14 protein-coding genes and 1 pseudogene are annotated in these 14,453 nt (G+C 71.8%); 8 read left to right on the top strand and 7 right to left on the bottom strand.

What is annotated here, in order from left to right; all coding sequences use genetic code 11:
* Positions 1-14 precede the first annotated feature (14 nt).
* The gene (locus tag ACFYTE_RS02285; RefSeq protein WP_388703680.1) at positions 15-1,016 is read left to right on the top strand and encodes a heavy metal transporter; all 1,002 of its coding nucleotides are present in this window, start codon (positions 15-17) and stop codon (positions 1,014-1,016) included.
* A 322-nt stretch (positions 1,017-1,338) separates the two neighbouring features.
* Entirely contained in the window at positions 1,339-1,782 is a 444-nt protein-coding gene (locus ACFYTE_RS02280; protein WP_388703678.1) for an ATP-binding protein, read from the top strand.
* Positions 1,783-2,151: 369 nt separating this feature from the next.
* Here the strand turns inward: ACFYTE_RS02280 and ACFYTE_RS02275 are convergent, their stop codons facing one another.
* Entirely contained in the window at positions 2,152-3,249 is a 1,098-nt protein-coding gene (locus ACFYTE_RS02275; RefSeq protein WP_388703675.1) for a bifunctional succinyldiaminopimelate transaminase/glutamate-prephenate aminotransferase, read from the bottom strand.
* A gap of 139 nt (positions 3,250-3,388) precedes the next feature.
* Positions 3,389-3,709, bottom strand: coding sequence for a ferredoxin (fdxA, locus tag ACFYTE_RS02270; RefSeq protein ID WP_030929316.1), 321 nt, complete (start codon positions 3,707-3,709; stop codon positions 3,389-3,391).
* Positions 3,710-3,849: 140 nt separating this feature from the next.
* On the opposite strand from fdxA, the gene ACFYTE_RS02265 reads away from it, so the two are divergent.
* Together ACFYTE_RS02265 and ACFYTE_RS02260 are read left to right on the top strand one after the other, a co-directional pair.
* Positions 3,850-4,935, top strand: coding sequence for a GNAT family N-acetyltransferase (locus tag ACFYTE_RS02265; RefSeq protein WP_388703672.1), 1,086 nt, complete (start codon positions 3,850-3,852; stop codon positions 4,933-4,935).
* The gene (locus ACFYTE_RS02260; protein ID WP_388703670.1) at positions 4,932-5,804 is read left to right on the top strand and encodes a tetratricopeptide repeat protein; all 873 of its coding nucleotides are present in this window, start codon (positions 4,932-4,934) and stop codon (positions 5,802-5,804) included. The genes ACFYTE_RS02265 and ACFYTE_RS02260 overlap by 4 nt, the downstream gene beginning before the upstream one ends.
* A gap of 334 nt (positions 5,805-6,138) precedes the next feature.
* Here ACFYTE_RS02260 and ACFYTE_RS02255 read toward each other — a convergent pair whose 3' ends face one another.
* The 5 genes from ACFYTE_RS02255 to ACFYTE_RS02235 form a co-directional block, all read right to left on the bottom strand.
* A complete protein-coding gene (locus ACFYTE_RS02255) occupies positions 6,139-8,346 on the bottom strand; it encodes a hypothetical protein (RefSeq protein WP_388703667.1) in 2,208 nt (735 codons plus the stop codon).
* Positions 8,347-8,540: 194 nt separating this feature from the next.
* Complete coding sequence (locus ACFYTE_RS02250) at positions 8,541-8,966, bottom strand: DUF6113 family protein (RefSeq protein ID WP_388703665.1); 426 nt, start codon at positions 8,964-8,966, stop codon at positions 8,541-8,543.
* Entirely contained in the window at positions 8,963-9,826 is an 864-nt protein-coding gene (mshB, locus tag ACFYTE_RS02245) for an N-acetyl-1-D-myo-inositol-2-amino-2-deoxy-alpha-D-glucopyranoside deacetylase (RefSeq protein ID WP_388703662.1), read from the bottom strand. The genes ACFYTE_RS02250 and mshB overlap by 4 nt, the downstream gene beginning before the upstream one ends.
* A gap of 56 nt (positions 9,827-9,882) precedes the next feature.
* Positions 9,883-10,503: a hypothetical protein gene (locus tag ACFYTE_RS02240; RefSeq protein ID WP_388703660.1), complete on the bottom strand. Its 621-nt coding sequence runs from the start codon at positions 10,501-10,503 to the stop codon at positions 9,883-9,885.
* A gap of 546 nt (positions 10,504-11,049) precedes the next feature.
* The gene (locus ACFYTE_RS02235; protein ID WP_388703657.1) at positions 11,050-11,937 is read right to left on the bottom strand and encodes a helix-turn-helix domain-containing protein; all 888 of its coding nucleotides are present in this window, start codon (positions 11,935-11,937) and stop codon (positions 11,050-11,052) included.
* Positions 11,938-12,286: 349 nt separating this feature from the next.
* Here ACFYTE_RS02235 and ACFYTE_RS02230 point away from each other — a divergent pair, with 349 nt between their 5' ends.
* The 4 genes and pseudogenes from ACFYTE_RS02230 to ACFYTE_RS02215 all read left to right on the top strand — a co-directional run.
* The gene (locus ACFYTE_RS02230; protein WP_388703654.1) at positions 12,287-12,565 is read left to right on the top strand and encodes a hypothetical protein; all 279 of its coding nucleotides are present in this window, start codon (positions 12,287-12,289) and stop codon (positions 12,563-12,565) included.
* A 60-nt stretch (positions 12,566-12,625) separates the two neighbouring features.
* Entirely contained in the window at positions 12,626-12,895 is a 270-nt protein-coding gene (locus ACFYTE_RS02225; protein WP_388703651.1) for a hypothetical protein, read from the top strand.
* Positions 12,896-12,923: 28 nt separating this feature from the next.
* On the top strand, positions 12,924-13,508 hold the full coding sequence (locus ACFYTE_RS02220) for a DUF6879 family protein (protein WP_388703648.1): 585 nt from the start codon (positions 12,924-12,926) through the stop codon (positions 13,506-13,508).
* A pseudogene (locus ACFYTE_RS02215) lies at positions 13,505-14,227 on the top strand (NB-ARC domain-containing protein); the annotation flags it as partial. The gene ACFYTE_RS02220 and the pseudogene ACFYTE_RS02215, both read left to right, overlap by 4 nt.
* Positions 14,228-14,453 lie beyond the last annotated feature (226 nt).

Here is a 14,453-nt window from a genome sequence, read left to right as displayed (position 1 = left end):
AGTACCTTGTAGGCGTGCCAGAGCCGACCCCCCCTTCCCCCAAGCGTCGTGGCCGCCTCTTCCGCTTCGGCGCGGCCCTCGTCGTCCTGTGCGCGCTCGCGGGCTATCTCGTCGTGCAGTACGTCACCGGTGGTACGCGGACTCCCGCCTGCAAGGTGGTCGCGAACGGGAACGACCGTACGTCGTACCGGTTCACGCCCGAGCAGGCGGTGAACGCGGCGACGATCACCGCCGTCGGCACCGGGCGCGGCGTGTCCGAGCGTGCCGTGGCCATCGCGCTGGCGACCGCGCTCCAGGAGTCCGGGCTGCGCAACCTGGGGCACGGCGACCGGGACTCGCTCGGACTGTTCCAGCAGCGTCCCTCGCAGGGCTGGGGCACCGACAAGCAGATCATGGACCCGGCCTACGCGGCGAGCATGTTCTACGACCACTTGGTCAAGGTGCGCGACTACGAACGGCTCCCGCTCACCGTGGCCGCACAGCGCGTGCAGCGCAGCGGCTACCCGGAGGCGTACGCCAAGCACGAGCCGGACGCCACGCTGCTGGCCGCGGCCCTGACCGGACGGTCGGCGGCCACACTGACCTGCCAGGGGCGCCCCACGGCCGGCGTGGAGGCGGCGGCCCTGGCCACGGGTGCCGACGCGGTACGGACGGCACTGGTACGGGACTTCGGCCCGCGGGACACCCTGGAGGAGGCCGGCGCCGAGGTGGGCGGCTCGAAGCGGCCGTCGCCGGCGCCGACGGTGACCGCCCGGGCAAAGGGCCGGACGGTGACCGTGCCGGTGCCGGAGGGCGCCAGGACCGACGCGGCGGGCCGGACCGAACTGGAGCGGGGCTGGCAGCTCGCGCACTGGGCGGTGGCCAACTCCTCGGCCCTGCGCATCCAGCGGGTGTCCTACGCCGGGCGCGAGTGGTCGGCCGGGAGCACGGACAGCCGGTGGCGTCCGGTCGTCTCGCAGGGCGCCGCGGGCGCGGAGCGGGCCGCGGGGTCCGTGCGGATCGTGACCGGGCAGTAGTACAGCGGCTCACTCTCAGGGGTTACACGACGCGGCTCGAAGTGGACGGCGCGCAGGTGGATGCGCGGTCACCCCCGCGACCGGGAAAACCCTTGGGAATGCGGGGATGCAAGGGTTCTGGAGGCGTCCCCATGGAGCGCTTTTTGCCCGTTTTTATCCACACCCGATAATGCGACGCGTCATCAATTCTTTACCTGGGGCCGCCGCAACCTTCGCGGGCTTCGAGCGGTAGTCACTGCGTCCGCGCCCGGACGATCAACAGCGGTCGGTCAACTTCCGGGTGCGGTCGGATACTTCACAGTTCTCCGTCGAATGGAGCATCATGTCCCTCCCCCTGACCCGCCGGATCGCCCGTACCGCGCTGCTCATCGCAGCGGGAGCGGCAGCCGGGGTCGGTGTGGCCGGCTCCGCCAGCGCTGCGCCGAGCCTCCCGGCCACCCCGAACCTCGGCGGGTTGACCGCCCTGGACGGGGCGGGCGTCGGCAACACCGTCGACGGCGCGGCCCGGCACGTCACCGGGGTCGCCGGCGACACGGGCGGCAAGGCCGTCGAGAAGGCGGTGCCGGTCGCGGGCAAGACCGGCGGCAAGGCCGTGAAGAAGGCGGCGGGCGACGCGGCCGGCACCGCCAGGGGCGTCCTCGGCGAGACGGCCCGGTCGGCCACGCAGGGCGGGCTGCCGACGAGCGACCTCACCCAGGGTGGGCTGCCCACCTCCCAGCTGCCGACGTCCCAGCTGCCGGTGCAGGGGCTCCCGCTGGGCGGCTGAGGCCGACGGTGGCCGATGCCACCGAGACCGAACGGTGCCGGGGTCCAGGACGCCTCCTGGGCCCCGTCGCCGTGTCCGACGGGCCGCGGACCGCCCGCGGTCAGCCGGACAGCCGCGTCGCCCCGACAGCCGTGTCGGCCCGGCAACCGTGTCAGACGGACAGCCATGTCAGTCGGACAGTGTGGGCCCGACAGCCATGCCAGTCCGACAACCGTGCCGGCCCGGCAGCCGCGTCAGTCCGACAGCCGTGTCGGCCCCACAGCCGTGTCGGTCCGGCAGCCATGTCAGACGGACAGCCGTGTCGGCCCCACAGCCGCGTCAGTCCGACAACCGTGTCGGCCCCACAGCCGTGTCGGTCCGGCAGCCATGTCAGTCGGACAGCCGGCGCGCCGCCGCCGCGATCCTCTCGTCCGTGGCCGTCAGCGCCACGCGTACGAACGTCTCGCCCGCCGTGCCGTAGAAGTCACCCGGCGCGACCAGGATGCCCCGCTCGGCGAGGTGGGCGACCGTGTCCCAGCAGGACTCGTCCCGGGTGGCCCACAGGTAGAGGCTCGCCTCGCTGTGCTCGATGCGGAAGCCGTGGGCGAGCAGCGCCTCGCGCAGGACCGTGCGGCGGGCGGCGTAGCGCTCGCGCTGCTCGCGGACGTGCGTGTCGTCGCCCAGGGCCGCCACCACCGCCGCCTGCGTCGGTGCGGAGGTCATCATGCCGCCGTGCTTGCGGATCTCCAGCAGGGGGCCGAGGACGGCCGGGTCACCGGCCAGGAAGGCGGCTCGATAGCCGGCCAGGTTGGAGCGCTTGGAGAGGGAGTGGACGGCGACGATCCCGTCGTACGAGCCGCCGTTGACGTCCGGGTGGAGCACCGAGACCGGGTCGGCGTCCCAGCCCAGTTCGAGGTAGCACTCGTCGGAGAAGACCAGGACGCCGTGCGCGCGGGCCCAGGCCACGATCCGGGTCAGCTCCTGCTTGGCCAGCACCCGGCCCGTCGGGTTCGACGGGGAGTTCAGCCACAGCAGCCTCAGGTTCGCGGGGTCCAGTTCCGTCGGGTCGTCGTAGACCACGTGCTCGGCCCGCGCCAGGCGGGCGCCCACCTCGTACGTCGGGTAGGCGAGGCGCGGGAGGGCCACCTTGTCGCCGGGGCCGAGGCCCAGCTGGGTGGGGAGCCAGGCGACCAGTTCCTTGGAGCCGACGACGGGCAGGACGTGGCGGTGGGTGACGTCGCGGGCACCGAGCCGGCGTGCCACCCAGCCGGTGATCGCGTCACGGAGTTCGGGGGTGCCCCAGACGGTCGGGTAGCCCGGCGAGTCGGCCGCGGCGATCAGCGCCTTCTGGATCAGCTCGGGGACCGGGTCGACCGGGGTGCCGACGGACAGGTCGACGATGCCGTCGGGGTGCGCGGCGGCCATCTTCTTGTACGGCTCCAGCTTGTCCCAGGGGAAGTCGGGAAGCCGGTCGGAGACTGCGGACACGGTGCGGTGGCTCACTTTCGTCGGTACGGCAAACGCCTCGGCCCCGCGCGGCGGCGATCGGGGCGACCGGGCCGTACGGGACCGAGGCGGCGCCTTGGCCCCGGTTGCCGGGAACCGGGGTGGCGGGCCGTCGTGCGGGTTACTCGGCCTGCGGCGGCAGCGCGGCGATGAAGGGGTGGTCGCGCTCGATCAGGCCCAGCTTGCTGGCGCCGCCGGGGGAGCCGAGTTCGTCGAAGAACTCGACGTTCGCCTTGTAGTAGTCCTTCCACTCCTCCGGAGTGTCGTCCTCGTAGAAGATCGCCTCGACCGGGCAGACCGGCTCACAGGCACCACAGTCGACGCATTCGTCCGGGTGGATGTACAAGGACCGCTGGCCCTCGTAGATGCAGTCGACCGGGCACTCCTCGATGCACGCCTTGTCCTTGACGTCGACACAAGGCTGCGCGATGACGTAGGTCACGCTGTCGTTCCTCCTCGATAGGGCGCTGGCGGGCCTCCTCAGGCTCCGCCGCCTGGCGCGCGGGAGCGCGGCGTCGTCGATGCCCGCCCCTAGTATCTCCGTTCTTGGGCATGATCCGAACAGGAGGGGTGAACTGACCTGTGGAAATCTCTGCCGCTGGACGACTTGAGGTCCGTATCACCGCTGCTGACGTGGGTAAACGGGTCTCCGTGCGGCGCCTTTGCGATCCCGGAAGTCCCACGGCGAAGTTCACCGACACGGTGGGTGTTCTCACATCCTGGGACGACGGTGTGCTGCTGATCACACGGAAGGACGGGCAGAGCGTCCGGATCCCGGAATCCGCGCTGGTCGCGGGCAAAACGGTGCCCGCCGCCCCGGCGCGTCGCCGGGGTCCCGCCGCCGCCTACGAGGAACTCGCGCGGGTGTCCGCGCGGGCCTGGCAGCCGGTGGAGAGCGAGCCGCTCGGCGCGTGGGAGCTGCGCGCCGCGGTCCAGGGGACGCCGCGCGAAGCGCGCCCTCGGGAGGCGGTGGCCGGGCGACGGGTGGGATTCACCAGGCGGGCCAACAGCGTGCTGCCGCTCGGCGACCCGGGGCTTCCGCTCGACGCGGCACTGCGGGCCGTACGACGCTGGTACGGCGAACGCGGGCTGCCCGCGTACGTGCAGACCGCGACCGGCGCCGCGGGCACGCAGGAACCGCTGTGCGCGGAGCTGGAACGGCGCGGCTGGCGGCGTGAGGTGACCGCCGAGCTGTGGACCGGGGCGCTCGCACCGGTCGCGGACCGGGCCGAGGGCGGCGAAGTGCTGCTGTCCCGGACCGCGGACGGGACATGGCTGACCAGATACCAGCGCAAGGGGGTGAGCGAGGTGGCCCTGCGGGTGCTGGGCAGCGGGCCGTCGGTGTGGTTCGCGACCGTGCCCGGGGCGGCCGGGGCCGCCCCGGCCGCGATCGGCCGGTGCGTCGTGGACGGGCGGTGGGCCGGGTTCGCCGCCGTCGAGGTGGATCCGGAGCAGCGCCGGCGGGGGCTGGCCACGGCCGTGATGGCCGCGCTGGCCAGGCGCGCCCTCGACGAGGGTGCCTCGGCCGCCTGGCTCCAGGTCGAGTCGGACAACGCGGGGGCGCGGGCGCTGTACGCCGGTCTCGGCTTCGCCGCGCACCACACCTACCACCACTACCGGGAGCCGGATGACACCGGCGGCGCCGACCCCCGGCGCGGACCGTCGTGACCGGGCACGGGCCAGCCGGGCGTCCCCCCTATCCCCCGTCCCCGGAGCGCTCCGCCGAGGTGCGACGCCGGTTCGCCGCGGAGGCCCGCTCGGAGCGGCCCGATCTGTCGCTGCTGTGTCTGCTGCTCGGCGCGGTGGCGGACGGGGCGCTGGACGAGGCGGGCGTGGACGCCGCGCAGCTTGAGCTCGACCGGCTCGCGGGGCAGCTGCCGTACCGTCCGGGCGGGCCGCCGGCCTGGGCCGCGGCGCTGCACCAGCTGCTCGGGGTGCGGCACGAGTTCCACGGCTCCCGGGCCGACTACCGGCGGCTGGAGTCGTCGCTCCTGCACGCGGTGCTGCGGCGGCGGCGCGGGCTGCCGATCCTGCTGTCGGTGATCTGGATGGAGGTGGCCCGGCGGGCGGGGGCGCATGTGTACGGGGTGGCGCTGCCCGGACACTTCGTGGTGGGGTTCGGCGAGGCCGGGGAACAGGTGCTGGCGGACCCGTTCGACGGCGGCCGGGTGCTCACCGGGACGGACACGGAGTTGCTGGTCGCCGGGGCGACGGGGGCTCCGCTGGAGCCGTCCATGCTGGTGCCCGCGGCGCCTGTCGACGTCGTCGTGCGGATCCTGAACAACATCCGGGCGTGGGCGGCGGCGCGGCCGGAGCGGTCGGATGTGGCGCTGTGGGCCGTGGAGCTGTCCCTGCTGGTGCCGTCGCATCCGGCGCGGCTGCGCTATGACCGGGCGCAACTGCTTGTTCAGCGGGGGGAGTTCGCCGCCGGGGCGGCGGAGCTTGATGCGTATGCGGAGGTGCTGGCCGCGGCGGATGAGTCGGGGGCGCGGCGGGTGCGGCGTCAGGCGAATGCGGCGCGGGCGCTGTTGAATTAGGCCGGGTTGGTGGGGTTTCGGGCGGGGGTCGCGTGCGGGTGCGTTTTGGCTGGTTGCGCCGTTCCCCGCGCCCCTATCGGGGCACGGTCTCGGCGTCGAGTGCGGGTGCGTTGTGGCTGAGCGCGCCGCTGCCGGGGCACCGTCTCAGCGTCGGGTGCGGGTGCGTTGTGGCTGAGCGCGCCGTTCCCCGCGCCCCTATCGGGGCACCGTTTCGGCATCGGGTGCGGGTGCGTTGTGGCTGAGCGCGCCGTTCCCCGCGCCCCTGGCGGGGCACGGTCAGGGCCTTGGGTGACTTGTCTGGATATAGGGGACCGTTCGTCCGGGCGATTTGGGGTCAGTTCGGGTTGGTGTCGATGGTTCCGGTGCGCTCGGCCGGCGTCTTGCCGCGCAGGGCCTTGCGCAGCGCGGCGACGACGTCCTGCGGCTGGACGGCGCGCTTCCCGGTCGCGGTCACGATCTGAACGCCGTCGTACGTGCTGCCGTACGCCTGCTTGAGCGCCTCAAGGTCGTAGGTCTCGACTAGCTTGCCGCCGACGGCCTTGACGCCGAGGATCTTCGGCAGGGACAGCGGGCCGAACGGGATGCTGTGCGCCGGGTCGGTCTGCACGTGGACGATGTCGGACATCGCGGGTTCGGCGAACTCCTTCATCATCCGGTCGACCTCGGCGTTGGAGATCGTCGGCTGCTGGGTCGTGGTGGGCACGGTCACCGGGGACGCCGTGCCGGTCTCCACCAGGGTGCGGTAGGCCTGTTCGACGGCCTGCACGGACCGGCCGGCGTCGACGCCCTTGCCCGCCTTGCCGTAGACCGCGACGGCCTTGCCGGACTCGAACTTGATCGTGCCCTCGGTGACGGATCCGGATGCGCCGCCGGCCTCTTTCAGGGCGGCCTGGAGCTTCTCCTCGTCGACCGGCATGTCCGCTTCGACCTGGCGCTTCTGGCCGAACAGGGACCCGACCACGGACATCGGGTTGTAGTCGCTGCGCGCGGCCGTGCTCACCGTGGTCTGGAAGTCGAACTGGAGGCCCGCCTTGTCGGGTGTCAGCGAGACGGTCTTGCCGTCCACCGACAGCTTCAGCGGCTTGCCGACCCGGCTGCCGAACGCGTCGTCGAGCTTCTTGACGGCGTCGTCGCGGGTGCCGCCGCCGATGTCGACGCCGAGCACGGTGGTGCCCTTGGGCACGTCGGAGTGGTTCATCAGCAGCCCGGCGCCGTAGACGCCGGCGCCGAGGAAGACGACGGCACCGCCGAGCAGCACCAGTTTGCTGCGGCCCTTCTTCTTCGGCTTGGCCTCGGGCACGTTCTGTGCGACCGGTTCGGGTGGCTTCGGGGCGGTGTGCGGCACCGGCCCCTCGGCCTGCGGGCCCGGCGCGAACCCGGCATCGGGGCCGGGCGGGACGACCGGGATGCCGCTGGTGACGGTGTGTCCGGAGACGTTGTCGGGCGGGACGCCGTAGCCGGGATCGGCCGGTTCCGGGACCTGCTTCTGCGGGGTGAGGATCGCGGTGTCGTCGCTCAGCCCGCCGCCGGGTCCGTGGTGCGTACCGGGTACGCCCGGCCCTGGGTGGCCGCCGGGGTTCGGGCCGTCGAAGGGCTCACCCGCGGCCAGGCCGTGGTCGCCGCGGACGGCGGGGCCCGCGGCGGGCGGCACCATCGGCCCGTCCCCGGTGACCGGTCCGCTGGTCGGTCCTGCGGGTCCGCCGCGGCCGGCGAGGCCCCCGGGGCCGCCGGGTCCGCCCTGGCCGCCGTGGGTGCCGCCCTGGCCGCCCGCGCCGGGCCCGTTGCCGCCGTGCCCGTTCTCCGAGAAGTACGGCAGGTCGTCGCGGCGCGAGTCGCCTGCGCCGTCCGGGCCGGGCCGCCTGCCGCCGCCCAGGGGGCCCGCGGCGAGCGCCTCGGTCACGTCGAAGGAGCCGGTGCCGCCGCCGTGTCCGGGGGCGACGGGTCCGCCGGTGGCGCCGGGCAGCCCCCCGCCGTTGGTGCCGCCACCGCCGGGCCTGGACCCGCCGGACACGCCCATCGCGCCGACGATCCCGCCGGGCCGGCCGCCGCCGGGCCGCGCCGCGCCGGGCGTGCCCGGGGCCGCGGCCCCGCCGACCGCCGAAGCGCCGGGCGCCGGGGCCCCGTTGGCGTCGGCGCCGCCCGGACCGCCCTTGGCCGGGCCGGACTTGCGGGGGGCGAACCAGTCGCTCGTCTTCTCCTTCTCGGCGGCCGGGGCGGCGGGTTCGGCCGGGGCCTGGCCGGGGCCGGTGGGCGACTGGGCGGGAGCCGGCCGCGCGTCGGCACCCTCGTCGGGACTCTCCGTGTCCGCGACGGGTGTGCGCACGACGACCGGCGGGATGGGCCGCGATCCGGGGATGTTGATCCGGATCCGGGTCGTCAGCGTGGTCTCGGTCTTACGCTCCTCCGGCTGCGCGGCCGAACGGCCCGCGCCCGTGCCGCCGTCGGCTGCCATGGGGGTCCCGTACGGCGGTGTCCCCGACGGGTATGCGGCTCCGCCGCGCCCGTCGGGCCCGGAGGACGGAGTGTCAGTTTCACGACTCAAGGCAGGTTCTCCCGGTTGGCTCCGCCGCCCATGATGACCTCAGTGTGGGGGTCCCCCCGGCACGAGCGGAGTCGAGTGCTTGGGGGAGGCTCGGCGGCGCGCACCACCATACTGTCCGCTTAGGCCGTGTATCCCATGACCACCGGGGAAATCCACACCGGACTCGCACGTGCGTCGCACGGCGAAGTGGTACGTCACTTGCCAAGTCGGGCGGCGCCCCCGTTCGGTTGCCGCCCCGGCCCAAGGGTGGCGCAGATCACAGCAACGGCCATCCCGCCGAGCAGGTACAGATACGAGCCGATTCCGGCGCCGAACAGAAAGTCACCTTCGGGGCGGCTGGCGGTGAGCAGCATGACGGCGATGATCCAGCCGGCGGCGGGCGCGACCGCCCCGGCGCGGGAGCCGATGGCCCGGGCGCCGCCGAGGAACAGCCCGGCCGCGCCCACCAGCGCGAGCAGCAGCCCGCCGGGGAACCAGCCGCTCTGCACCAGCGCCCCGGCCAGCGCGACCACGGCGCCGAGCAGGAGCAGCCCGGCGCAGGCCACGATCCGCCCGGCGGAGGGCCGGTGCAGCGGCTGGGCGAGCGCCGGTCCGTGGCGTTCCCGGCCCGCCCCGCTCATGACGCCTCCTCGGGGGCGAGCCCGGCGAACAGGTCGCTCTCGCGCTCATCCGGCCGCGGGCCCCGCACCAACTCGTAGTACTCCGTGCTGAACAGCGGCTGCGCCAGTTCGTTGGACAGCGCGAACCAGGGCTCGGCGACCTCGATCTGGGTGGCGTGGGCGCGCATCGCGGCGGCCTTGGCCACGGCGTGCGCGGCGCCGTCGACCGCGGTGGTGATCCGGTCGTCGTCCACCACGCCCGGCAGGTCGTCGACGGAGCCGCCCTTGGCGAAGGGGAGGCCGGGCAGTTCCTCCCGGAGCCGGGCGAAGGCGGCCTCGGCGACGGAGCGCGGGATGCGGTTCCAGTAGACCTTGGGGACGCTCCAGCCGGTGCCGGCGGCCAGTTCGACGGCGCGCATGGCGACGCGGTGGGCCTGGATGTGGTCCGGGTGCCCGTATCCGCCGTTGTCGTCGTAGGTGACGAGGACCTGGGGCCGCACCTCGCGGACGATGTCGGCGAGCCGGCCGGCGGCCTCGTCGAGGTCGGCCTGCCAGAAGCAGTCGGGGTCGTCGTTGTCGGGCAGGCCCATCATCCCGGAGTCACCGTAGCGGCCGGCGCCGCCGAGCAGCCGGACGTCCGTGACACCCAGCTCACCGAGGGCGGCCCGCAGCTCGGTCAGCCGGTGCGCGCCGAGTGCGGCTCCGGTCAGCTGCCGCAGCCGCGGCGGAATGACCTCGCCCCGCTCCCCCAGGGTGCAGGTGACCAGCGTCACCTGCGCTCCCTGGGCGGCGTACCGGGCCATGGTCGCGCCGTTGTTGATCGACTCGTCGTCCGGGTGCGCGTGCACCAGCAGCAGACGGCGGGATGGCTGTTCGGTCATGCACCCCACCCTACGCAGCCGCACCGACGGTGCCGGGCCACCTCCCCGCCCGACCGTCACCCTTCCTCGTCGAGTACGTGAGCGATGGCCAGCGCGATGCGCTCGATCCAGTCGATGGCGTCGTTCACTGACGACTCGTCGATGGGGCGGCGCTGCCTCAGGTCCCCGTCGATCAGGTCGGCGTCGTGCGCGATCTTGTTACGCCGCTGAGTGATCTCCAGATAGCGGCTGCGAAGTGTCTTCTCGTTCAGGGAGGTGCGCGCTTGAAAGAACGTCTTGTTGATCCACCCGGCAGACAGATACCAGACCTTTCTGTCCGTGACGAGCTTGAGCACCTCCGAGATCTTTCCAGGGTGCTGGAGAGACTGGGCCGCGAGCTTGTCCCGCAGATGCTCGACCACGGCGCTGGGAAGGGTGACGTCACCCTTCCGCACCGCCTCGACGGTGTGCAGTGGCAATTCGTAGACACGGAGCTGGTAGGGCATGTCGGGACTGTCCTTGGCCCCCAGTTCAGCGACCCGGCGCAGCACCTCCTCGTGCAGCCAGTGGTCGATGGCGGCGACTGCCTGCACCCAGGCCGCACGGTAGAAGTCGTCGATGTCGATCGTCGGGGACTTGAAGGGGGTCAGCATCCGGCCCGCTTCGACCATGCGCCGGGCGTACGACAGGTTCGTCATGAACGCCTCGAACCGAGCCGTACATGCTCCGGTCAAAGTGACCTGTTCTGCCCCCTCCGCTTCCAGATCGTGCCGCTCCAGTCGCCATGGACCCTCAGAAGCCCAGATAGTGATCTGGACGACGTAGATACGCTGGCTCCGTACAACGACCTGATACCTGAACAGCCGCCGGAGACGATGATTTCGCTGCCCTTCGGGTCCATCCCGTCATAGGCCCGGCCGTGGATGTGAAGGATGTCAGCCGCCCTGACCAGTCCTCGGCCAGCGTGAAACAGCGGCCAAGAAGCCCGCCGGAGCGGCGCGGGCGGCCTCTTCTGCCCCGAAGGCGTACTCCCCTTTCCAGCTGACGCCCGCACTGCCTTCAGCGCCTCTTCGAGGACCGCACTCAGCTCGCGAAGGGCCTCCCGCGCGATGGCCGGATCGTCGTGCTCCAGGTTATGGCCTGCATCTCGTCAAGGCGCGCCGGAGCGACGACGGCGAGGGCCGCACGGAGGGCATCCGGTGTCAGCTCGGGACGGGGGATCAGTCGTTTCCGTGGTCGGCGTCTCACGCGGCGGTGGCAATGGAAGTGCGGCAGTCATGACAGCGTCCTGGTTTCGGAGAGCGGAAGGCACGGTCGCAGCCGTCGCAGTTCTGGAGCGGAGCCCGGACGGCAGGTGGTGCGGCCGAGGCCCGGAACGGCGGCGGGGGTGGCAGCTGGGCGGCGAGTCGATGGGCCGGCAGGGCCGTCGGCCGACGAAGCAGCCCCTCGGGTGGCAGGCCCGCGGTGAGCGCGTGCCGTACGGCGACGGTGCTGACGTCACGCTCCAGCCAGGCGGCCACGCCGGGCGCGAGATGGGCCGTGTCTCGGGCGGAGAGGAGCAGGCGTGGGTCGTCGCGATGGAGGGCGGCGAGAAGATCGGTGGCCGCCTGGATGAGCTTGGGATGGGGGTGCGAGGGCCGCGGTACGGCGGGCAGGGGCTTGTGGGGTGCCTTCGATTTCGGCGCCGCCGCCGGTCGCCGTAGAGGCGCGCAAGCAGTGGATCGGGGCTCCCGGCATTCCGCCGTCGGCTGGTTGCAGGAGATGGTCCGGGTGACGATACGGCCGCCGGACACGCGTTCACGTTCGCGGCGCAGGTAGCCGTGGGCCTCCAGCTCGCGCAGCGCGGCGGCGATCCGCGTCGCACCCTCCTGGAAACGGGCAGTGAGGGACTTGATGTCGACGCGAGCGCCCTTGGGCAACGACTGGATGTGACAGCCGAGTCCGATCGCGAGGAGGGACAGTTCCGGGTGTTGGGTGAGGTGGTTGCCGATCACCGCGAAGCGCTCGGTGTGGCGGGTGTTGTCGTGGATGAGGCCGCCGCCGGACGGGGAACCGGTGTGCCGCTTCGGGTGGTTGTTCTCGGCAACACGGGCCTGGGCGCGTGAGGGCGCGCTAGGGTTCTGCGTATCCATCTGGGAAGTTGATGCCTTCCTCGGTGGTCAGGCCCTCGCACTGGGATTGCCGTCCCGGCGGGGGCCGTCGCATGTCTGCGGTTGTGTTGGGCCGAGCGTAGGGCAGGCAAGGGGCCACAAATCCAGTCGAGTTCGCGATGTTCACTCGCGTGAGTGAGCTTGAGCGGCGGGCGGGAGAGGTGGGGCTTGGAAGGGTCCTTTTCCGCCGTCGTGGTCCTTGGGAAAGAGGGCGCCCCTGCCACCGGAGCATGGGCGCCCGGGTTCCGGTGGCAGGCGAACAGGCACGTACACCGTCCGGGACGGCCTGCTCGACGAGTGGGTGGAGAGGTGGCGGGAAGGGATCGTTCCGTTGCGGCTGAAGCTGAGGTTCGCGATCGGGAGTGCGTGGACGGACCGGGAGCACAACCAGTTCATCTGGCTGAACTCGTACGACGGCCCGGGGACCTTCGCCGAGCGCAACGCGCTGTACTGGTCGCCGCCCGAGCGCTCAGCCATGGGCCTGAACCCGGATCACTACCTGGTCGCCGCGGAGGAACGCGCGATCGAGTCCGTGGCGGCGAGCATGGGTCCCGCAGGAAGACCGGCTAACGCCCCATACAGGAATCCCGAAGCCGAACAGACACTCTAGGCGATAATGTCGTCACGCTCAGAGCTGGGCCTTCAACAGATGCTGGCACCTGGAGGAGACATGGCGAAGAAGTGGAAAGCCGATTCCGAAGCGTCCTTTGCGCGGCGACTGGGTAAGTCGTCTCTTGAGCTGGGGCAGACTTCCGGAAACACCGGCTGTCCGGACATGTGGGAGCTGGACAACGGAGATGTCGCGGTCATCGGGTCGGATCTGACCGACTCCTACGAAGGGCGGCTTCCGGACGGCGTACGTGTCGATCCCGGAGAGCGGCTGGTCATCATCCCCAGGGCGACGATCCTTGCGGCCAAGGCGGACATCCCGGATGTGTAGTCCGCTGATCGGCGCCGTCAGCGAGCGTATGGCTCTCAAGGACTACTACGCCGACTTCGAGAAGTACTTCTGGGACTGTGGCGATCTCGGGTTCTGGAAGCTTGAGCGGCGGCAGACATTCAAGGAACCCGGCTACGACAGCTGGGAGGCGTTCTGGCGTGGCGACTGGGATGAGTCTCTGCGCTTGCTGGAAGCGGGCCGCACGGACATGGCGGAGTACCACCGCAAAGTCGAGCAGAACGGCTTCGTGGCCCGGCGGGCCCGCGTGGTCGAGGAACCGCTCAGCGACTACATGCAGTGGGAGCTGCACGCGCTGCGTATCCGGGACCAGTGCGGAGGCCCCATCCATGTCACCGACGCGGACCGGGTGGCCCGGTACGAGCAAGACGGCCCGCTGCCTGAGATCTGCACCCTGGGAAACCAGGTGATGTATCAGGCACTCTATGACGAGCGGGGCATCCTGGTAGCTGCGCTGAAGTTCGTCGACCGCCAGCTCATCCTGCGTTGCCGGGAGCTGATCGTGAGCGTCTACAACGCCGGTGAGCCATTGGCGCACTGGTTCGACGGGCATGTGGCCCCCCTTCCGCCCCCGCAGCAGCAAGCGCCGAGATGAGCGAAGACATCCCGGGGCACGTCAACCGGCTCGACGGCTCGGCTTCGGCACACAATGTCGTGCAGGCTCGCGAGGTCAGTGGCGGGGTGCATTTTCATCACCAGGCGCCGCTGCCCGCGCCGCTCATCGTGCCCCATCAGTTGCGCAGTCCCGTACGTCATTTCGTCAACAGGTCCGAGGAACGGGCCCGCCTGAGCAGTCTTGTGGCGGACCGCCGTGAGGAGCCGCACGTTGTGCGCGTAGCGGCTATCACCGGGACTGCCGGAGTCGGCAAGACCTCGCTGGCGCTGCACTGGGCACACAGCATCCGGTCGCATTTCCCGGGCGGTGAGCTCTACGCCAATCTGCGGGGTTTCACCGCGGGTTCGCCTGCTGCACCCCAGGAGATACTGGGCCGCTTCCTGGAGGACCTCGGTCTCCCCGCCATGCATGTACCGGCCGAACCGGAGCGCCGGGAGACGATGTTCCGGTCGCTGCTCGCCGGGCGCCGCATGCTGCTCGTACTCGACAATGCCGCGGACAGCTCGCAGGTCCGCCCTCTGCTGCCCGCCACCTCCGGTTGCCTCGTCGTCGTGACCAGCCGGGACGATCTGTCCGGCCTGGTCCGCCAGGAGGGCGCACTACGCCTGGACGTCACGACGTTCCCCACGACGGACGCCGTAGAACTGTTGCGTGCGGCCACCGCCGACTACCGGACCAGCGACCGTCGCGGAGACTTGGCAACGCTGGCCCGGCTGTGCGCGGGACTGCCCCTAGCGCTGCGTATCGCCGCCGAACGCGCGGCGGGCTGGCCATCCGTGCCGCTCGGCGAGCTGATCGACGATCTGCGCGACGAATCGGCCCGATGGAGCGTTCTGACAGCCGAGACCGAGGAGGGGTCCGACGCAATGCGCAGCGTTTTCGAGTGGTCGTACCAAGCGCTGTCCGACCCCGCGGCCCGGCTGT

The sequence above is a fragment of the Streptomyces sp. NPDC004629 genome, assembly GCF_042873595.1.
Lineage (GTDB): Bacteria > Actinomycetota > Actinomycetes > Streptomycetales > Streptomycetaceae > Streptomyces.
Note: the sequence above shows the minus strand (reverse complement) of the source record. Positions and strands in the feature narration are given on the sequence as shown.